The 20,065-nt window shown below is 66.1% G+C and carries 17 protein-coding genes; 5 read left to right on the forward strand and 12 right to left on the reverse strand.

From position 1 onward, the window contains the following. Positions 1–445 precede the first annotated feature (445 nt). The gene (locus tag SALPAC6_RS0115450; protein WP_018254298.1) at positions 446–1,444 is read left to right on the forward strand and encodes a CDP-alcohol phosphatidyltransferase family protein; all 999 of its coding nucleotides are present in this window, start codon (positions 446–448) and stop codon (positions 1,442–1,444) included. 776 nt (positions 1,445–2,220) lie between these two features. On the opposite strand, the gene SALPAC6_RS0115460 is transcribed toward SALPAC6_RS0115450, so the two are convergent. From SALPAC6_RS0115460 to SALPAC6_RS0115470, 3 genes are read right to left on the reverse strand one after another with little or no spacing between them, the layout of a single operon-like run. Continuing rightward, positions 2,221–3,015 carry an ABC transporter permease gene (locus tag SALPAC6_RS0115460; protein WP_018254299.1) on the reverse strand — a complete coding sequence of 265 codons (795 nt, stop codon included), beginning with the start codon at positions 3,013–3,015 and terminating at the stop codon, positions 2,221–2,223. Continuing rightward, positions 3,012–3,989, reverse strand: coding sequence for a daunorubicin resistance protein DrrA family ABC transporter ATP-binding protein (locus tag SALPAC6_RS0115465; protein WP_018254300.1), 978 nt, complete (start codon positions 3,987–3,989; stop codon positions 3,012–3,014). The genes SALPAC6_RS0115460 and SALPAC6_RS0115465 overlap by 4 nt, the downstream gene beginning before the upstream one ends. A gap of 28 nt (positions 3,990–4,017) precedes the next feature. After that, positions 4,018–4,557, reverse strand: a complete 540-nt coding sequence (locus SALPAC6_RS0115470) for an EXLDI protein (protein ID WP_018254301.1) — start codon at positions 4,555–4,557, stop codon at positions 4,018–4,020. A gap of 240 nt (positions 4,558–4,797) precedes the next feature. Between SALPAC6_RS0115470 and SALPAC6_RS0115475 the strand changes: the two genes are divergently transcribed. Then, positions 4,798–6,018 carry a cytochrome P450 family protein gene (locus tag SALPAC6_RS0115475; RefSeq protein ID WP_018254302.1) on the forward strand — a complete coding sequence of 407 codons (1,221 nt, stop codon included), beginning with the start codon at positions 4,798–4,800 and terminating at the stop codon, positions 6,016–6,018. Between the two features lie 142 nt (positions 6,019–6,160). On the opposite strand, the gene SALPAC6_RS26065 is transcribed toward SALPAC6_RS0115475, so the two are convergent. After that, positions 6,161–6,826, reverse strand: a complete 666-nt coding sequence (locus tag SALPAC6_RS26065) for an FMN-binding negative transcriptional regulator (protein WP_027661643.1) — start codon at positions 6,824–6,826, stop codon at positions 6,161–6,163. 127 nt (positions 6,827–6,953) lie between these two features. Here SALPAC6_RS26065 and SALPAC6_RS26070 point away from each other — a divergent pair, with 127 nt between their 5' ends. From SALPAC6_RS26070 to SALPAC6_RS0115495, 3 genes are read left to right on the forward strand one after another with little or no spacing between them, the layout of a single operon-like run. Then, the gene (locus SALPAC6_RS26070; RefSeq protein WP_050563449.1) at positions 6,954–7,931 is read left to right on the forward strand and encodes an ACP S-malonyltransferase; all 978 of its coding nucleotides are present in this window, start codon (positions 6,954–6,956) and stop codon (positions 7,929–7,931) included. A gap of 22 nt (positions 7,932–7,953) precedes the next feature. Next, positions 7,954–8,208 carry an acyl carrier protein gene (locus tag SALPAC6_RS0115490; RefSeq protein ID WP_018254305.1) on the forward strand — a complete coding sequence of 85 codons (255 nt, stop codon included), beginning with the start codon at positions 7,954–7,956 and terminating at the stop codon, positions 8,206–8,208. Between the two features lie 29 nt (positions 8,209–8,237). Continuing rightward, entirely contained in the window at positions 8,238–9,497 is a 1,260-nt protein-coding gene (locus tag SALPAC6_RS0115495; protein ID WP_018254306.1) for a beta-ketoacyl-[acyl-carrier-protein] synthase family protein, read from the forward strand. A 67-nt stretch (positions 9,498–9,564) separates the two neighbouring features. Here SALPAC6_RS0115495 and SALPAC6_RS0115500 read toward each other — a convergent pair whose 3' ends face one another. From SALPAC6_RS0115500 to SALPAC6_RS0115535, 8 genes are read right to left on the reverse strand one after another with little or no spacing between them, the layout of a single operon-like run. Continuing rightward, entirely contained in the window at positions 9,565–10,308 is a 744-nt protein-coding gene (locus tag SALPAC6_RS0115500; RefSeq protein ID WP_026189712.1) for a thioesterase II family protein, read from the reverse strand. Further along, positions 10,305–11,552, reverse strand: a complete 1,248-nt coding sequence (locus SALPAC6_RS0115505) for a cytochrome P450 (RefSeq protein WP_018254308.1) — start codon at positions 11,550–11,552, stop codon at positions 10,305–10,307. The genes SALPAC6_RS0115500 and SALPAC6_RS0115505 overlap by 4 nt, the downstream gene beginning before the upstream one ends. Further along, positions 11,549–12,556, reverse strand: coding sequence for an alpha/beta fold hydrolase (locus tag SALPAC6_RS26075; protein WP_223874251.1), 1,008 nt, complete (start codon positions 12,554–12,556; stop codon positions 11,549–11,551). Before SALPAC6_RS26075 ends, SALPAC6_RS0115505 begins: the two co-directional genes overlap by 4 nt. 1 nt (position 12,557) lies before the next feature. Beyond that, on the reverse strand, positions 12,558–13,334 hold the full coding sequence (locus tag SALPAC6_RS0115515; protein WP_050563450.1) for a thioesterase II family protein: 777 nt from the start codon (positions 13,332–13,334) through the stop codon (positions 12,558–12,560). A 22-nt stretch (positions 13,335–13,356) separates the two neighbouring features. Next, the gene (locus SALPAC6_RS0115520) at positions 13,357–13,581 is read right to left on the reverse strand and encodes an MbtH family protein (RefSeq protein ID WP_018254311.1); all 225 of its coding nucleotides are present in this window, start codon (positions 13,579–13,581) and stop codon (positions 13,357–13,359) included. A gap of 53 nt (positions 13,582–13,634) precedes the next feature. Next, positions 13,635–14,984 carry a lysine N(6)-hydroxylase/L-ornithine N(5)-oxygenase family protein gene (locus SALPAC6_RS0115525; protein WP_026189713.1) on the reverse strand — a complete coding sequence of 450 codons (1,350 nt, stop codon included), beginning with the start codon at positions 14,982–14,984 and terminating at the stop codon, positions 13,635–13,637. Positions 14,985–15,001: 17 nt separating this feature from the next. Then, a complete protein-coding gene (locus SALPAC6_RS0115530) occupies positions 15,002–18,793 on the reverse strand; it encodes a non-ribosomal peptide synthetase (RefSeq protein ID WP_018254313.1) in 3,792 nt (1,263 codons plus the stop codon). After that, a complete protein-coding gene (locus tag SALPAC6_RS0115535) occupies positions 18,790–20,007 on the reverse strand; it encodes an NAD(P)/FAD-dependent oxidoreductase (RefSeq protein ID WP_018254314.1) in 1,218 nt (405 codons plus the stop codon). The genes SALPAC6_RS0115530 and SALPAC6_RS0115535 overlap by 4 nt, the downstream gene beginning before the upstream one ends. Positions 20,008–20,065 lie beyond the last annotated feature (58 nt).

A 20,065-nucleotide genomic window follows, 5' to 3' on the forward strand; every position in this document is an offset into this window, starting at 1 on the left:
CAGCGGCCTGCACGTGCGGTCGGTGCGAAGGCGGCGCTGCCGGACGCGGCTCCGGCGTCGCTGAGCGGCACCAACGGCCGGAATGCTAGCACCTTGTGAACAACCGAAAGTCACTCACCCGATCGATCGGACAGGGTAAGGGGCCGCTTCCACACCCCGTCGCTAGCGCCTGAAAGCCGGCGTTCTCCGCCATCCTCTGGGGCATTCCAAAGTCCCGATCAGGGAGATTCCCGGCATGGGGATGACCTTCGGCCGGATCACCGCGCGGAGGCGCTTCGCCCGCCTGCCCGCTGCCTCCACATCGATGGGAGCCGGAAGGCACATTTCGGTACAGGAACATGAATCTACTAGCATACGGGAAGATACCAGTAGTTAACGATTTTTCAACTGTGAAGCAAACCTGAGGTAGCCTCTTGCCGGAGTTCGGGCTCGGCGCGGAGGCGGGATGATGGCCAGCGGTGTAACTGTTGCGGAAGTTCAGGCCAAGACATACAAGGAACGCGACTCTTGGTGGACCGTCTACCTTGTCGATCCGCTCGCGTCGAGGCTGGTCTGGCTCGTCGCCCGCTACCCCTGGGTGACCCCCAACCGGCTCTCCGTCGCCGCGTTCATACTTGGGCTCGGCTCCGCTGCGGCCTTCGCCGCAGCGACACCAGGGTGGCTGATCGTGGGCGCGGTGATCTTCCACCTGAGCTTCGTCGTCGACTGCATGGACGGCAAGGTAGCCCGCCTCAACGGCACCGGCAGCCTGTTCGGGGCCTGGCTGGACTACATCCTTGACCGTGTCCGCGTCCTGGTTTGCACCATCGCGCTGATGGGCGGGCAGTACGCACGAACCGGCGACGTGACCTTCCTGGTCGTCGGTGGCGGGATCGTCTTCCTCGACATGTTCCGCTACCTCAACGCCATGCAGCTGGCGAAGGTCAAGCGCAAGATGAGGCAGAACTTGGCAATACGGATCAATGCCTTGCCGGACCAGACGAGCGTGGTTGCACCGGACTACGACGAGGCCGACCTGGAAGGCGCCGATTCCAGCGTGGTCGCCGTCATGCAACGCCCCGAGCTGGTGATGGAGCGGGAGTTCCGGTCGCGCTTCACCGGTTTCACCCGCCTCCGCGACCTACTCATCCGCTCCCGGGTACGGGTGCACATCTTCAGCGGCATCGAGTTCCACATGGCGGTCTTCATCATCGGCCCGCTCACCGGAGCCGTGCTTGCCGTGTCCATAGTGGCCGGCGCACTGCTGCTGCTGTTCGAGCTCGCGCTCATCTTCAAGCTCTGGCTGTCGACCAGGTCGTACGCACACTACGACAGCTCCCTCGCCGCCGAGGCCGACGCCGCCGGATTCGGGGAGGGGCACGACCAGCCGGCGACGGCGGCAGTGCTGGAAGCCGAGGCGGTCGCCCTGAGCGGCGCGCGGCACGGCGCCGACACCGCCCGCTAGCCTGAGGTTCCCGGGGGCTGTCCGGCGACAACCGGATAGCCCCCGACCTGCGGTGGCTCATCCACCGACATAGAGTGCGGTGGCGAGGGTGTCCAGATCGACGTTCACGTGGCCTCCATGGTCATCGTTGTGTAGCAACGTCGATTTACGCCCTCGTCTTCATGTGCTGTCCGTATCCCTTGGAATAGATCGCTCGAACAACCCCAGGCCACGCCACACAGGTCAAAGATCACGTTAGGTCGGTCAACGGGATCGCGGATACTATGACGAGGTGTTTGACCCCATCAGCTTGCTCACCGGGGCAGCGCTCCTCGGCGCCGGATACGGCCTCGGCCTCGTTCAACGGCGTCGCTCCCGGTCGGCGGCTCCGGCTACTGCTTTGTGCTCCTGTAGCCACGGCCTCGAGGAACACGAGCCACCGAGCGGAGCATGCCGAGCTGAGGTGGAGCGGGATAGGTTCGACGAGGGCCGCTGGAGTGGCCATGACCATGTGCCGTGCACATGCCGGCAATATGTGGGACCGATCCCCATCGAACGGTTCATCCAGACCGAGATCTTGCCGCCCGCACCGCTGCAGATCGACAAGCATCATTAACCGTTAACTCTGTCGACACTGCAACCGACAGACGAAACGACACCGACGTGGCCTTCGTTGAGGCGTCAGCGAAGGCCACGTCGATGGTTAGCACGCATTCTCAGGATCCCCATGACAGCCCAGTCCGCGCGGTACGGGAACCCACGCTGGCATGTGATATCCGTCGCTATCCGGTGGACAGCTAGCGGGGTGAGGGGTCGCGGTTGTACAGCCTCTTAGCCCAGAGATAGCTGGCGAGCGCAATGCCGAGGCACCAGGCCACCGCGAGGATGCTGTCATTGCCGACATCGCGGCCGAGCAACAGCCCGCGAATCGTGTTGATGATCGGGGTGAAGGGCTGATTCTCGGCGAACCAGCGCAGTCCCGACGGCATGGACTCGGTGGGGACGAAGCCGCTGCCCAGCAGCGGCAGGAACATGAGCGGTACGAGCAGGGTGCTGGCGGTGTCGGCACTTCCGGACACGAGGCCGAGCGCCACGGCCAGCCAGGTCAGCGCCAGAGCGAGCAGCACGATCAAGCCGGCCAGGGCCAGCCAGCCCGCGGCGTCGGCGTTTGCGTGGAAGCCGATGAGCACGGCGACGCCGAACACCGCCGCCACCGCGAGAATCGTCTGGAAGATCGCGCCGATAACGTGGCCGGTCAGGACCGACACGCGAGCGATGGCCATCGTCCGGAAGCGGGCGATCACACCCTCAGACATGTCCATGGCAACCGACAGGGCCGTTCCCTGCGTCACCGCCGCGACGGCCATCATGATGATGCCTGGCGTGACGAACTCAATGTACTCGTCGCGACCGCCTGTCGGTCCACCCAGCCCGTTGCCAAGGGTATCGCCGAATACATAGACAAACATGAGCAGAAAGAGGATCGGCATTCCGATTGTCAGAATGGTCACGGACGGATTGCGTAGCATGTGCTTCAGATTGCGTTGCAGCATCGTCAACGAATCGCTCACGGCATGGGTCAGGGTAGTCATCGCGCGAGCTCCTCCTCGCTCTCGGCACGAGCACCGTCGTGGTAATGGCCGGTGAGAGCGAGAAAGACATCGTCAAGGTTAGGGCTGTGCCCGGTCAGCTCCTCGACCTCGATCGAAGCCCGCTCAAGCTTGTCGAGTAGCTCCTTGAGCCCACGAACGCTGCCGTCGCCCGGCACCTGAAGAGTGAGCGTCTCGTCGTTGCGCTTCGGCTGGCCGAGCAGGCCCGCGGCCATGTCGAGCGTGTGCGCGTTGGCGAAGCGGAGAATGACGTGACTACCGGGAATGCTCCGCTTGAGCTCCTCAGGTGTCCCCTCGGCCACCAGCTTGCCCCGATCGAGCACCGCCACCCGGTCGGCCAGTTCATCCGCCTCTTCGAGGTACTGAGTGGTCAGGAAGATGGTGGCGCCGCCGGCCACCAGCTCACGGACGATCTGCCACATGGCCCGCCGGCTGCGCGGGTCCAGACCCGCGGTCGGCTCATCCAGAAAGATCAGTCGCGGGTTCCCGACCAGCGTCATCGCCAGATCGAGCCGTCGCTTCATGCCGCCGGAATAGGTGGCCACCAACTTGTCACGAGCGTCAACGAGGTCGAACTGCTCGAGCAGTTCGGTCGCCCGGTGCCGGCGCTCGGCCCGTCCCAGGTGATGCAGCTTGGCCATCAGCAACAGGTTCTCTTCACCGGTGAGCAGCGTGTCGACCGCGGAGAACTGACCGGTGACACCGATCGAGGCCCGGACCGCGGAAGGATCACGCGCGAGATCATGACCAGCGACATGAATCGTACCGCCGTCGGCGGTGATAAGGGTGGAGAGGATCTGCACGGTGGTCGTCTTACCCGAACCGTTGGGCCCCAGCAGGCCAAATACGGTCCCCTGCCCCACGCGGAGGTCGATGCCGTCGAGTACTCGATGTTCGCCGTATGCCTTACGGAGGTCCACCGCCGCGATCGCCGGGATGGTATGTGTCGTTGTCATGGCCCCTCGTTTTGGTGACGTCATCTGCTCAGATATCCCAGTCATCTACTGTGGATTCAATATCAATGTCGGACAGGTACGCGGAGAACTCGGCAGGGAGCTTCTCGCGCAATTCGTCGAGCGAGTCCGTCACGTCGAGGGTGGCCTCTCCCTCGACAAAGGCCCATGTCTGGCCGCCGACGCCGACGTATCCCAGGTAGTCGCGCCATCCGCCGGTGGGCGACCCGTCAGAGGACGCACCACCTTTCCAATACCCCGTCGGCGCCTTGTCCCTGTGGACGGCGAACCGCCCCGCGCGTGTGCGATAAATCCGGTAGACCTCGACACCGCCCTCGGAGGACCGCCCCCACTCGCCCAGCAGGACGCCCAAGAAGCGGACCTTGCGGCCAGCTCCGCGGCCGACCTTGACAACCACCTCCTCATAGCCGTCCTGGCGAGCCGACTCCACCTCGACGTACCGCCGCAGGGCAGTAGTGATCGCCGCGGAGAGTTTCCCACCGGCCAGTTCCTGAGCCTTCCGGTAGAGCGGCAGGTCGCCATCGGACACGTAGATCGTGCGGTTCGGCATCAGAGCTTCACCCCCCACACAGGATCCATTGTACGTATGAGTATACGCATACGCGGTGGTGCACGGAAGCCCGAGTGTCCCGCCGCCGAGACACGGCGGGCGCCGTCGTACGTGATCCACGAGACCTCGCCGGCCGCACCGCCGCCGCCGTCCCTGTATCCGGCGAGCGCCACTTGATAATTTTCGAACACAGCTTCGCGAAACAAAAATAAGATGTCGGCCGCAGGAAAGGAAAATAACATGACCGAGCCGGTTGTCAGCCTGATGGATCCGGAATTCTGGAACGACCCGGTCAGCGCCTACGAACGCCTTCGGGGATCTGGTCCACTGATCAGAATGGGCCTTCCTGGCGTGCCTCCGGTCTGGCTGGTCACGAGCTGCGAACACGTCAAAAGCGCACTCAGTGATCCGCGGTTCGTCGTGGACGCAGCGAATGTTCCCGGCCATCACGGCCCAGGGATCGTAGATCAGATGATGGCTGCCTCCGGCATGCCGGACGAGTTCCGAGATTACATGACGAACATGATGTTCACCGACGGCAAAGACCACTCCCGGCTTCGTCGTCTGGTGACTCCCGGATTTTCCGCCCGGCGAATCAGGGCGATGCGTCCCAGGGTGGATCAGATCGCCGGAGAATTGGTCGAGTCGCTGGCGGAGAAGGGCTCCGGGGAACTGATTGCTGATTTCTCCGCTCCGCTGACTACCACGGTGATCTGTGAGCTCATCGGCGTGGACCGGGCCGATCAGGCCCAGATGGGCGCATGGATGCGCGACTACACGACCGGCGAGCGGGTGGTAAGCGGGCGCGCGATGGTGAACTACACCAGGGACCTGATCGAGCGGCGGCGGGCCGAGCCGGCCGATGACATGATCTCGGCCATGATCCGCAGCGGCGACGAGGCGGGCGACCGACTCAGCGATGCGGAGATCATCGCCATGGCCCTCCTACTGATCAACGCCGGACACCATTCGACCGCCCAGTTCATTCCCAACGCCGTGCTCGTGCTCCTGGACCACCCGGAGCAGCTGGCCCGGCTACGCGCGGAGCCGGGCCAGCTGCCCGGTGCCATGGACGAGCTGATGCGGCTGGCCAATCCCGTCCCGATCGCCACGCCGCGGTATGCCACCGAGGACATGGAGTTCGCCGGTGTCGCGGTCCGACGGGGAGAGGCGCTCACCGGCTCCCTCGAGGCGGCCAATTTCGACCCCGAGAGGTTCCCCGCTCCACGCCAGCTCGACACCGGCCGTGACCTGGGCCGTGGCGACGGCCACCTCAGCTTCGGAGCGGGCCCGCACTATTGCCCAGGCGCGGCGCTGGCCCGGCTCGAAGGAGAGATCGCGCTGGACCACCTCCTGCTGCGCCGGGACAGCCTTCGGCTCGCGGTAGAGCGGGACGAGGTGGACTACGTCGACGTCAGCCTGGGACTACGGATGCTCTCCAGCCTGCCGGTGCGACTGTAGGCCCCAGTCGCCGATCCTGGAGCGTGTCCGCGGATCCCGCTACCGGAGCGCTTCCATGATCACGACCCTGGAATCAGGGGATAGCTCACCGGTAGCGCGCGCTCCGCGGGCTTCCGTCCCGCCGGCGGGACAGGGCCATGGCTCACACGGTGACCTGCTTCGGCACGGCCAGCCGGTTCATGAGACCGGCCACCTCACGATGTCGGGTGGATGCGCTCTCGGCGAAGGCGCAGCCCACCCGATCTCGTACCTCGGGCGGCTGTTCCTGGCTAAGCTTGAACATGCTGTCGATGCTCGACACCGCGATACGGAAAGCCCCGACCCCCGGGAGGATCTTGCGGAAGTAGCCGACCGATTGGGTCATGTCCCAATCGGTGCCGAAGTCGGCCTCGAACGCCCGCACGGTGGAACCGATCACCCCGAGCGTCTCCTCGGCCGACTCGATCTTCTCCAGTACCCCGCGCGCATGCGCCGCCGTGAAATTCCACGTCGGCGCGGCGGGAGACTTGTCGTAGACGGTGGGCGAGACGTAGGCGTGTGAGCCGGAGAATACGACCAGCGTCGGCATTCCGGTGGCCAACGCTTTCCAGTGCGGGTTCGCTCGATTCATGTGACCGAGCAAGACAAAACGTGCCGGATCGGAATAATCTTCTTCGGGCATGCATGGATCGAAGATCACCGGCAGATGCGTCGCATAGGGGACATCGGTCTTATCGCTGCTCGTCACCAACAAGGCCAGTGGATTGCGCCTCATCAGATCAACCGTCCAGGATCCGTCAGGTTCACGATACGGGCTGGGAACAAACATCAGTCGCACCCTTCTAGCGGGCCTCGGAATTGACGCGTGGATTCACGAACAACAGCGTCACCACTCGCCGACAGTATCGACAGTCCAGCGATTGCTGAAGACAGGGCGAGCCTGGGATGCTGTTGGGGTGCTTGCCATAGTCGCACCCGGGCAGGGCGCCCAAAAACCTGGGGCATTGACTCCTTGGCTCAAGGATTCACAATTCGCAGAACGACTATTCTGGTTTTCTGAGGTTTGTGGCATTGACCTTGCACACTACGGCACGGCGGCGGGACCGGACACTATCCGGGACACCGCGGTCGCGCAGCCGTTGCTCGTAGCCTCCGGGTTACTGTCGGCACGGGCGTTATTTTCCACGGTGGATGATCTGTCACTACGGGCCGGGCTGGCAGCAGGGCACAGCCTGGGCGAGGTCACGATGGCCGCGATCGTCGGCATCCTGAACGACGAGCAGGCCATGGTATTCGCCCGTGCGCGGGGTCGGGCCATGGCCGACTTCGCGGCGGACGGAGATTCCGGCATGGCCGCGATCCTCGGCGGAGACGCTGCCGAGGTGTTGGCCGCCGCCCAGCGCAACAACCTGGACATCGTCAACCGCAACGGGCCTGGGCAGGTCGTCGTCGCCGGCGATGTCGCAGACCTGGAACGACTGCAGGACCAACCGCCGTCCCTGACACGTATCGTCCGCCTGGAAATCGCCGGTGCGTTCCACACGACGAGGCTGCGCGGTGTCGCAGAACAGCTCGGGCGATACGCCGCCTCGATGTTCTCCCGTGATCCCGCAACGGCGATGCTGTCCAACCGGGACAGCCAGGTCGTGCGCAACGGGAGAACCATGTTGGACCGGATCGCCCAGCAGGTCAGCATGCCTGTGGACTGGATCTCCTGCCTGGAGACGATGCAGCGGATGGGCGTGACCGGCCTGCTGGAGATGCCGCCCGCGGGCAGCCTGACCGGTATCGCACGACGTGCCCTGCCGGGCGTCGAGACGTTCGCGCTGAACACTCCCGACGAGCTCGACGCGGCGAGGAGCTTCGCCGACCGGCACGCCGGACCCGGACCGGCGACGGCCGGCCTGACCGCCGGTACCGATGCCGGGCATTGAAACCGTCAACAAAGGAGTAGTCGTGGCCAGCATCGATCAGCTCAACACGGAACTGTCGGACCTCGTCAACAAGGTCGCCGGCGTCCCTCTCGAGGAGATCCGGCCGGACAAGTCGCTCACCTCCGATCTTGATATCGACTCGCTCTCGGTGGCCGAGATCATCATCGCTGTCGAGGAGGTGTTCGGCGTGCGCATCCCAGATGCTGACATGTCGGATATTTCGACGATCCATGAGGTCGCTGCCTACATCCACAAGGCACAGGCCAAGCAGCTCTGACCCAACACCAACAACATCGAGGAGACGATATGCGCACGGAGGTTGTCGTCACCGGGCTGGGTGCGCTCACCCCGCTCGGTGGCGATGTCGCATCAACCTGGGCCGGGCTGCTCGCCGGGCAATCCGGCATCACCGCACTCACCAGCCCGGAATTCGCTGACCTCCCGGTCCGGATCGGCGGGCGGCTGCCGGTCGATCCCGCGCAGGCACTGCCCCGGGCCACTGCCCGGAAGCTGGACCGGAACCAGCAGATGTTGTTGCTCGCGGCACGGCAGGCGTGGACCGACTCTGGGCTCGCACACCTCGCCGGGACCGGGCAGGCCGTTCCCGGCGAGCGGCTGGCGGTGTCGGTCTCGGCCGGCAGCGGAGGGCTGCTCAGCATCCTTGAAACATGGGAGACGCTGAAGGAAAAGGGTGCCCGGATGGTCTCTCCCTTCACCGTGGCGAGATTCATCGCTGATGGCGCGGCGTCCTGGATCGGTCTGGAGATCGGCGCCAAGGCCGCCTTGGAGACCCCGATCGCGGCCTGCGCGACGGGTAGCGAAGCCTTGCGCCGCGGGGCGGAGCTGATCCGCGCGGGGTGGGCGGATGTGGTCGTGGCTGGCGGCGGCGACGCCTCGGTTCACCCCTTCCTCCTGGCGTCCTTCGCCGCGATGCGAGCACTGTCGCACCGCAACGACGAACCGGCGCGCGCCGCCCGGCCGTTCGACAAGACCCGTGACGGGCTGGTGCTCTCCGAAGGCGCGGCCGTCATGGTGCTGGAATCCGCCGAGCACGCCCGGCAGCGTGGCGCCCGGGTGTACGCGGAGTTGGCCGGTGCAGGCGTCTCGGCGGACTCCTACGACTTCGCCCAGCCGGACCCGACCGGGGAGGGCCAGGCCGCCGCGATGCGGCGGGCACTCACCGACGCACGCCTGGCGCCCGACCAGGTCGTGCACATCAATGCGCACGCGGCCGGGACACCGGTAGGCGACCGGCTCGAGTCCGTCGCCATCCGCCGTACGCTCGGCCATCACACGAGCGACGCCGTCGTCACCGCCCCGAAGTCGATGATGGGTCATCTCCTCGGCGGCGCGGGCGCGGCTGAGGCGCTGGCGACCGTGCTGGCCCTCCACCACCGAGTCGTCCCGCCTACGATCAACATCGACGACTTCGACGACGAGATCGCTTTGGACGTCACGCGTGAGCCCCATGAACTTTCCGGTGGCGTCGTGGGTGCCCTGACCAACTCCTTCGGACTTGGCGGCCACAACTCGGTTCTCGCGTTTCGCTCGGTCGGCGCGACCTGACGCACTGCCTGAACGGTGACGGGGGCCGGTCCGCGGACCGGCCCCCGTCACCGTTCAGACCTCCGGATCATGCCTGACGCCACCCGGTCAGCAGGGCGGTGAGCGCCTCGGGGGCGTCGAGAAAGCCGTACCGGCCGCCATCGATGACATGGATGTCGACCGAGTCGGAGTACCGGTGCCACTCCTTGAGCCGGCCGTAGTCGACATCGGGATCATCCCGCCAGTGCAGCACGGTGATGGGGCAGGGCACTTCGGCCGGCTCGGGCCGGTGATACTCGGCATGGGCGGCACGATCACGGCAGAGCACCGCCAGGCCCATGTCGAGCATGTCGGCCCTCAGCTCTATGCCACGGATGCGAGCCATCGATTCCAGTTCGGCGCGGAGCTCGAGCTCCGACATCGTGAGCATCCGGTCGTGTCCGCGGTCGTGGGGAGCGACCTGACCGGAGACGATCAGGCGTTCGGGAGTACGCAGGCCGGCCGCGGCGAGCACGAGCACGGTCTCGAATGCCTGAAGGGCGCCCGAGCAGTGGCCGAAGAACGCGTACGGCCGATCTAGGTGGGGTGCCAGCGGTTCGATCAGATCGGCGGTGAGATTGCCGTACGTCCGATAGTGAGTTTCGCCCATGCGGTTCTCGCGGCCGGGGAACTGAAGGGGACAGACCTCGACGTCGTCGATCACCGTGGGCCACGCGTGAAACGTGGAGGCCCCGGCACCGGAGTAGGGAAAACAGAAGACGCGCGCTGAGCGTTCTAGGGACGGATTCCGGAGAAACCACGGTGACCTGCGGACGGCCGAGCCGGCAGTCATACTTGCGCTCGCTTCCGGGTGACGACGGGAAGGTGGGTCATCCCCGCGATGAAGTTGGATCTCAGGTGCTGCGGCTCGCCGTCGATCTCGATGGACCAGAACAGCCGGAACAGCTCCTCGAAAAAAATCCGGGCGGTCATCCGGGCCAGCGGGGCGCCGATACAGTAGTGCGGCCCGAACCCGAACGCGACATGGCGGTTCTCGCCGCGGGTCACATCGAACGTGTGCGGATCGGTGAACTGGGATTCGTCGCGGTTGGCCGACGCGATCCAGGCGACGACGGCCTCCCCAGCGGGTACCGTGCCGCCGGTGAGCCGGGTGTCAACGGTGGCGTACCGCATGAAGTTGCACGCCGCCGAGGTCCAGCGCAACCCCTCCTCGACCATCGACGGGATCAACGACGGGTCGGCCCGAACTTTGTCGCACTGCTCGGGCCATTCCACAAGCGTCAACACGATGCCGGACAGGGTGTGCGGTGTTGTCGCGTTGGCGCCTAGGATCAGGCTGTAGCTGTCGTACACGACCTCCTCGTCGGGCAGTGGCCCGGCCCCGGCACGTACGGTCATGAGATGGTCGAGCAGGCTATCGCCGCCGGTCCCGGCCGATCGGCGCCGTCGGACGAGGTCGCTCAGGTAGTCGAAGATCTCGTGGTGCGCGATGGCGAGCGTCGCCGCCTCGCTGCCCAGTCCGAACATCGGATCGGACGGGGCGGTCACCATGCCAGTCAGCTGGACCAGCTTCTCCCAGTCCGATTCGGGGATCCCGAGCAACGAGCCGGCGATGATCAGAGGAAGCTGCTGGGCTCGCTCCGCCAGGTCCCAGCAGCCGCCGTCGAGAGCCGGTTCGAGAAAGCGAACGACCGCCCGCCGGACGAGGTCCTGCCAATGCGCCACCGCGCGCGCGGTCAGCCTCCCGCCGATTGCCCGGCGAACCTCGGTGTGCCGCGGTGGGTCGGTGGAGGTCAGCAACTTGCCGGCCGCGATGTCGTCCGCTCCGAGCTGGGTGAAGACGGTGCCGCGTTCCGAGGTGAACGCGCGATGGTCACCGAGCACCCGGCAGACGTCCTCGTAACGGGTTACCGACCAGAACACCCGGCCGTCCGGCAGGACCTGACGATGCAACGGTGCCTCGGACCGCATCACGTCCCAGACGGAGTGCGGATCACCCGAGGCCAACAGGTCCGGGTCGAACAGATCGATGCTGCCGAGCGCGACCGGCCGGCCGGCTTCCGGGGTCAGCCTCACGAGCCGGCCCTTCCCTCTTCGATCAGTTCCGCCACCCGGGCCGGCGTCTGCGCGAGATAGAAGGCGCGGACGGACAGCTCGGTCCCGTACCTCTCGGCCATCCCCGCGATGATCCGCATCCCGATGAGCGAGTTGCCGCCGAGCTCGAAGAATTCGTCGTCCACGCCCACCTCCCGTCCGTCGAGGTGCTCGTGCCAGAGCTCAGCGACCTCCTGTGCCAGGGATGCCGACGGGCCGCGAGACCGGGCTTCCGGTCGTCCGGCGCCGGGCACTGTGGGGCACAGCCGCCGCACAATCGCCTCGACCACCCGCTCCGGCTGCTCGGTCAGATAGTGGTGGCCACCGTGCATCACCTGGACGTCGAGCTCCACCGAGGTCGCGTCGCGCCAGCTGGCCAGTTCCGCAGGAGGGCACATGTGATCGCTGTCGCCAACGAACGCCGTCACCGGTATCTGCAGCGGCTTCAGGCTCGCCGGCCGGTACCTGTCCGCCATCCGCAGATCCGCCCGCAGCGGTGGCAGGATGACCGGCCAAAGGTCACGTACCTCCAGGGCCTCGAGGCCATGGCCGCCGAACCGTCGTACCTCGGCGACGAGGTCCTCGTCGGAGAGCGTCTGATCGGTCTTGCCGTGGCCGTGGTGCGGCGCCATCCGCCCCGACACGAAGAGATGCTGGGGGCTGCTTTCGAGATCCCGTTCCAGGCGAATGGCGACCTCGTACGCGATGGCCGCCCCGACGCTGTGGCCGAAGAGGGCGATCGGCCGGCCGCGCCACTCACGCAGCTCCGCCGCGACCTGGTCGGCGACCAGCGATACGTCCTCGACGTAGCGCTCGGTCATCCGGTCGTGGCGGCCCGGGTACTGCACGCTGATCAGTTCGATGCCGGCGGGCAGCAGCGGGTACCACGAGGAGAACATCGAGGCAGTTCCCCCTGCGTGTGGCAGGCAGACCAAGGACAGCTCCGGCCGCCCGTCGTTCTCGTATACGCGAAGCCACTTTCCCACGTCAGCTCTTTTCGCTCGCGGCGGCCGACTGCGCGGCAACCGGCCGCCGGTCCTCCGTTGTCTCCCCGAACGACACGGCCTCGATCAACCGCAACAGCTCGTGGGCATGGTCCGCCAGATACATGTGGCCACCGGCCATCTCGGTGAAGCCGAACTCGCTCACCGTCGCGTCCCGCCACTCCTGCGCCTGCTCCGGCGTAGCCAGTTCGTCGGTGCTACCCCGTACGGAGAAGATCGGGATCGACAGCGGCTCGTCAGTGCTCGGCCAGTAGTTCTCGTGCATCTCACAGTCGGCCCGCAGAGCGGGAAGGATCAGATCACGCATCTCGGGGTGGTCCAATGCCTCGTGCCGGAAGCCCGCAAACTCCTCGACGCGGGCGAAGAACTCGTCGTCCGCCAGCCCGGTCGCCCGCCGAGTCCGCTGCGTCCACGGCCCCGGTGAGCCGCTGACGAACAGCCGCTTCAGGCGCCCGCTATCACGCGCGCTCAGCAGGTGTGCCAGCTCGTACATGAGCACGGCGCCGACGCTGTGCCCGAACAGCACCAGCGGAGCGTCGTCCTCGGCGGCCGAGAGAACGGACTCCAACGACGCCTTGGCCGCCTCGTGCACGTCTCGGTGCGGTTCCTCGAGAAGCCGCCGTTCCCGGCCGGCAAGCTCCAGCCCGACGACTCTTACACGGTCACCTGCGAGCGTTCGCCACGGATGATAGAACGATGCGCCCGCTCCGGCGAACGGGGCGCACACCAGCGTGATGTGCTGCATGGGTGCCACAGACATGTGTCCTGCCTCCTCTCGGTGACTAAGACGCGACGTCCGCGTCCATCGCCTCCCGAAGGCTCTTCGGACGCAGGTCGGTCCAGTTCGCCTCGACGAACTCCAGCGACTCAGCCCGGCCGGCCTCACCGAAGACGACCCGCCAGCCGGCCGGCACCTCGGCGAATGCGGGCCAGAGCGAGTACTGCTCCTCGTCGTTGATCAAAACGTAGAAACGGCCCGACTCGTCGTCGAACGGATTCGTGCTCATCTGTTGTGCTCCCTCTCGGTATAACTGCGGAAGTCGGATGCCTTCTCGTCGGACTAACTGCCGGTCGGCACCAGACCCTGCAGCACGCGGCCGTCGTCGTGCGACTGGCTCTGCGCCCTCCTCGCGACCGACGTGGAGATGTCTCCGTTGCGCACCGCCAGGTTGGACAACAGCGACGACGACAGGCCGTGTGTGTGCTCCATGCCACCCTGGAGATAGATCCCGCATCGGAGGTGCTCCGTCGTCGCGAGGCGGTAGTCGCGCTCAACCCGGTAACGACCCTGTTCGTCCCGTATGCAGAACCGGTCAAGCGGGCCTAGCATGTCGCCGATCTCCATCGGCTCGTATCCGGTCGCGCAGATCACGATGTCGGCGTCGACCTCGGACGTCCGGTTGCTGAGCATGGAGTGAATCGATACCACGACTCCGTCGTCCCGCCGACGCACGCCGGAGAGCCGGCTGAGCTCTGCGAACCGCAGCCGGGTCTCACCGGTGACCGCCTCGTCGTACGCCTTCCGGTTCAGGTCCGAGATGAGGTTGCTGTCCACGACGGCATAGTTCGTGTTCCGGTGGTAGCGCCAGAAAGCGTCCTTCGAATTTTCGTCGCCGTAGTAGTAGTCGTCGATAGCGCTCGGATCGAAGACGCGGTTCGCGAACGGCGTGGCGTCGGCGATGCTGTAGCCATACGAAGGAATGACCGCGGTGACCGTCACGCCCGGGACGTTGTCGTAAACGAAATGAGCGATCTCCGCGGCGCTCTGGCCGCCGCCGACCACCAGCACCCGCTTCAGTTTCGTGGTGTCGCACCGCTGGAACTTGCCGAGGAACTCTGAGCTGTGCCAGACCCTGTCGTCCGAGGTCAGGCCGGCTGGGAAGCGCGGGACCAGGCCGGTCCCCAGGACGACGTTCCGCGCCTCCACGGACGACGATTCGGCGCCGGTCGGGCCAGACGCCAGGTTAACGCGTACCCGGTCGATCGGATCCCCGGGCCCACTATCCGGGGGCACGCTGATCGACGTGATCGTCGCGCCGTAGGTGACCTGGTCGGCGAAGTTCGCCGCCGCCCACTCCAGGTATCCGTGGAACTCCTCGCGGGTGGGGAAGAAATCGCAGTTGTTGATAAACCGTGCGAGGCGATTCATCTCGTGCAGATACGAGACGAAAGTAAACCGGGAGTGCGGGTTGCGGAACGTGACGAGGTCTTTCAGGAACGACACTTGCATCTTCGCGGAGGGGAGCAGCATGTTCCGATGCCAGCCGAACGAGGGCTGCTGCTCGAAGAATCTAGCCGCCAGTGGGCGCCCCTCAACATCACCCATCTCGTGCAGCGCGATAGCAAGTGATAGATTGGACGGCCCGAATCCTATGCCTAAGACGTCGTAAACGGACGGTTCGTCGAACACTATGTGCACCTTCCCAGTCACTCGTTCAGCTTGCGATTGATCACGTCGCAGATCTCCGCTGCGGCCGCGGGCATGTGCATGTCGTGGTGGGTGGACTGCACCTGATATTCCTCGACCGAGCCGGCGACATGCGGCTTCCACTTATCCGCCCAGGTTCCACCGTCGTCCCGGAGCGCGGCGTTGAAGAAGATGAGGTCACCACGGAACACAGGCGACTCGAAGCACTTCATAATGCCGATGTTGTTCGACAGGACACTCGCCATGGTGTCGAGGAAGTGATCGTATTCGCCGATTCTGAAAAATTCGCCGAGGAAACCGTCGATAACGGCCCGCTGCGCCGCCGGGTCGAGGTTGTCCAGCACTCCGAAGTCGCTCGCCGGCACGGCGTCGAGCAGCGCGAGGAGCGCCACCTTCCGCCCACGCCGCTCGAGTTCCGCCGCCACAGCATGGGCAACGGTTCCGCCGTACGACCACCCCACGATGTGGAACGGTCCGTCCGGCTGCACAGAAAGAATACTCGCCACGTAGTCGTCGACCATGTCCTCCACGGATGCCGGCAACGACGTCGTGCCGTCGTACCCTCGAGCCTGGAGGGCGTAGACGGGCCGGTCCTTGAGGTACGGCAGAAAGCTGAAGTACGGCCAGCTCACACCGCTGCCCGGATGGACGAACCACAACGGCGTCCGATCCGGCCCACTGTTCAACGACAACACTGCCGCGAAGGGGTCCGCGAACTCCTCCGGAACGCTGCGGCTAACCAGCACCGCGGCCAGTTCCGCGACGGTGGGATAGCGGATGATCGTCCGGATGGGGACATCGACGCCGAAGCGGTCACGGATGTGGCGGCTGAGCTGCGCAGCGAGAAGCGAGTAGCCGCCGTGCTCGAAGAAGTTGTCGTGGATGCCAATCGCCGGCCTTCCGAGCACCTCGGCGAACAGCTCGCAGAGCGTACGTTCGTAGGCGTGTCGAGGCGCCCGGCCGGTGGTGGCACTCCCCTGCTCGGGTGCCGGCAGCGCCTTCCGGTCCACCTTGCCGCTCGGCGTGACCGGCATCTCGGCGAGCGCCACGAAGGCCACGGGAACCATGTACTCGGGCAGCCGCCGCCGCGCAAACTCGGCCAACGCCTCGCCGTCCGTGTCACCGGCACCGGCGACGAAATAGGCGAGCAGCCGCTTGTGGCGGTCCGGGCCCTCATGGGCCACGACGGCGGCTGCGGTGACGCTGGGGTGGCTCAACAGCACATGCTCGATCTCGCCGGGTTCGATCCGGAACCCGCGCATCTTCACCTGCTCGTCGGCACGGCCCAGATACTCGATCTGGCCGTCGCCGTTCCACCGCACCAGATCGCCGGTGCGATAGATCCGGGCCCCGGGGACGAAGGGGGATGCCACAAAGCGCGCCGAGGTCAGCGCAGACCGACCGAGGTAGCCACGGGCCAGCCCGGTCCCGGCGAGATACAGCTCTCCAGGGACCCCGGGCAGCACCGGCTGGAGCTCGGTATCCAGGACATAGACGTGGGTGTTCCAGATCGGAAGTCCGATGGGGACGCTGGCGGCACCCTTGGTGTGGCGCCCGGCGGTCACCTCGACCGCTGCCTCCGTCGGCCCATAGAGGTTGTACACCGCGCAGTCCGGCAACGTCTCCACGACCTGGTTCGCCAGCGCCACGGGGAATGCCTCACCGGCGACCTCGAGCCGGCGCAGCGTCCGGCACTCGGCTGCGGCGGGTTCGGCGATGAAAGCCTCGAGCAGCGAAGGTACGAAGTTGGCGGTAGTCACCTGCTGGACCCGGACGAGCCGCGCCAGTTCCGCGGGATCCTTACGCTCGTCCGTATCGGCTATCACGACCGTGCCGCCCGTATGGAGCGGCCCGAACAGTTCCGGAACCGACACGTCGAACCCGACGGAGGTGCTCCACAGGGCCCGGGTGTCCGGTCCGATGGCGAAGTGGTCGATCCCCCACAGCACTCGGTTCACGATCGACCGGTGCGAGACCACCACACCCTTCGGGCCACCCGTCGATCCCGAGGTGAACATGACGTACGCGGCGCTGTCGGGCAGAACCCGTACGCCGGGATCGGTCGCCGGCATCTCCCCGGTCTCGGGAAGCGTACCGTCGAGGACGAGCAGCGGCTCCGCGCTGCTCAGCATGTCCCTCACCCGAAGGTCCGGCAGGTCGGACTCGATTGGCAGGTAGGCCGCTCCGGCCCGCAACACGCCGAGTACCGCCACGATGAACTCTACTGAACGCGGTATCCGGACGGCGACCACGGTCTCCGGGCCGGCACCCCGCTCGATCAGCCAGTGCGCCAGCCGGTTTGCCCTGGCAAGGAGTTCCCCGTACGTCATCTCCCGGGAGCCGGACACCAAGGCGACACGGCCGGGGTCCGTCTCGGCCTGCCTGGTGAGATTTTCGAGCAGGGACTGCACCCCGGCCGGCTCGGTCGTGTCGTTCACGCCGTACACGAGCCGTTCACGCTCTCCCGGTACGAACGCGCCGATGGCGGACAGGTGGGTCGAGGGTTCGGCGGCGATCTGCTCCAGGACCTGGGTGAAGCGGCTGGCCATTAGCTCGATCGTTTGTCGATCGAACAGCCGTGTCGCGTACTCGATGCCGCCCCGCAGCCGTCCCGAGTCGTCCGAGGTCAGGCTGAAGTGAAGATCAAACTTCGTGGTGTGGGTGATGGCGTGTTCGACGCTGACGCCGAGCCCGGCGAACCGGAAGTCCGGCCGCTGGTTGTTCTGCCACTCGCACATCACCTGGAACAGCGGGTGATAGGCGGCTGACCGATCCGGATTGAGTGACTCCACCAGCTGGTCGAACGGCACGTCCTGGTTCTCGTAGGCCGCCAGCGCCTTGTTCCGCACCTGGCCGAGCAGGTCCAGGAACGTCGGGTCCCCGGACAGGTCGGCCCGCAGCACCCAGGTGTTGATGAAGCAACCGACCATGTCCTGCATGGCCTCGTCGGTACGGCCCGAGATCGGACTGCCGATCGTCAGATCGACTCCGCCGCCCAGCTTGTTCAGCAGCACCGCCACAGCGGCCTGCACGACCATCGACGCGGTCGCGCGACTTTCTGTGGCGATGCGGTGCAGCCCCGTCATGACGTCCGGGCTGACCACGAAGTCGACCTGGTCGCCGTCGTGGGTCAGTTCAGCCGGACGGGGGCGGTCCATCGGCAGCCGCACCGGTTGGGGGACCCCGACCAACTCGTCACACCAGTACATGATCTGCGTCCCGGCGATGCTCTCCGGGTCCGTCTCATCGCCCAGCATCTCCCGCTGCCACAGCGTGTAGTCCCGGTACTGCAATGGCAACGGCGCCCAGCCGGGCGGGGAACCCGCACGCCTCGCGGCGTACGCCTCGGCCAGATCGCGAAGCAGCGGTGCCCCCGAACCGCCGTCCACGGCGATGTGGTGGAACACCAACACCAGCACATGGTCGTCGGACGCCGACCGGAGCAGCGTGGCTCGCACCGGGATCTCGTCGGCCAGGCTGAACCGGTACCGGATGGCGCTGTCGATCAGGCCGGGCACCTCGTCCCGCGACGCGTCGACGACCGGCACGTCGAACGGCACCTCGGTGTCCTCCAGGATCGCCTGATAGGGGACGCCGTTCTCGTCTTCCCGAAAGAGGGTGCGCAGGGCTTCGTGCCGGCCGACCACATCGGTAAGCGCGGCGATCATGGCCGACGTGTCCAGGTTGCCGGTCAGCCGGCAGGCGATCACGACGTTGTAGGTCTCAGACGGTCCCTCGAGCCGGTGCAGGAACCACAACCGGCGCTGCGCGAACGACAGTGGAATCATCATTTCCACCCCTCCCCGGCCGCCCGACCGGCCGGCGCGATCTCCGTCAGTAGCTCGTTGTCGTAGAAGTCGTCGAGGGAGCAGGCACCAGACAGGGTGGAGAAGTACCGGTCGACCAACTCCTGGTTACCGGCCAGTCCCTGCAAGAAAGCGGTCCGCTCGGGGGCCGGGCTAAGACCGGCCACACTCAGCGTGCTCTGGTACGGGCTCAGAAGATGCTCGGTCAGGTCGGACTCGTACCGGCGCCACATGACGTCGGACGCCGGGTCGTCGTGCAACTGCTCCCCGATGTGATCGGTCAGCAGCTCAGCCTGAAGAAAGGCATCGGCAATTCCCCGGGCCGTGATGGAGTCCTTGTGGTGCACCGCGTCGCCGACCAAGACCCAGCCGGGCCCAAACGCCTTGCGGAAGTAGTTCTCCTGATGGCCCGTCCCGTAGAACTGCTCCACCTGGCGGCCCTCGGCCATCCGCTCGTACATACTCGGCGCGGTCGTCCGGACAGCCTCCATGAACGCCGGCTCCACGTTCCCGCGCACCTTGTGGAAGTCGGCCTGCGGGAAGTAAGCCATGATCAGCGTGAGGTCGTCGTTGGTCGGGATGACGCCGATCCACCGGCCGGGCCGTTCATACTGCTCAAGATGCGCGGGGACGCCGGCCCAATAGCTGTAGTAGGTACAGGTCATCCGAGGATGCTCGATGACGGTCCCGGCGCCGACCGTGCGCGCCACGAACGACCGCATGCCGTCCGCGCCCACCACCAGCCGCGCTCGTTCGGTCGTCTCGGTGCCGCCGGAGGTACGGTACTTCACCCCCACGACCCGGCCGTCCTCGACCAGCAGCCCGCTGACCGTGCAGGAGTCCCGGAAGTCGGCGCCAGCGTCGGCCGCCGCACCGGCGAGGATCGGATCGAGGACGAACCGCCGGGGCGCGAAGCCGGCTCGGTACCCGTCAACCGGCAGCGAACAGCCATCCAGCCGAACGCCTGTCGTCTCGTAACTGATGTGGTCGATCGGCGGGCAGTTGCTGTCGCGAACCCGGTCGAGCAACCCCCACTTGGCGAGCAACGCGACACCGGGCTGATGGATGTAGTGCGAGGACAGCGTGTCCTGCGGGAATCGTGCCCGTTCCAGCAGAAGGACGCGGTATCCGCGCCGAGCAAGCAACATCGCCACTGAGGAGCCCGCGCAGCGAGCACCGACAACGATCACGTCGTACATGACGCCTCCCGGCATCGAGAGCTTTCCGGACGGAACACGGCGGTCGTACGGGAGCGGG

Source organism: Salinispora mooreana, from assembly GCF_000379065.1.
Lineage (GTDB): Bacteria > Actinomycetota > Actinomycetes > Mycobacteriales > Micromonosporaceae > Micromonospora > Micromonospora mooreana.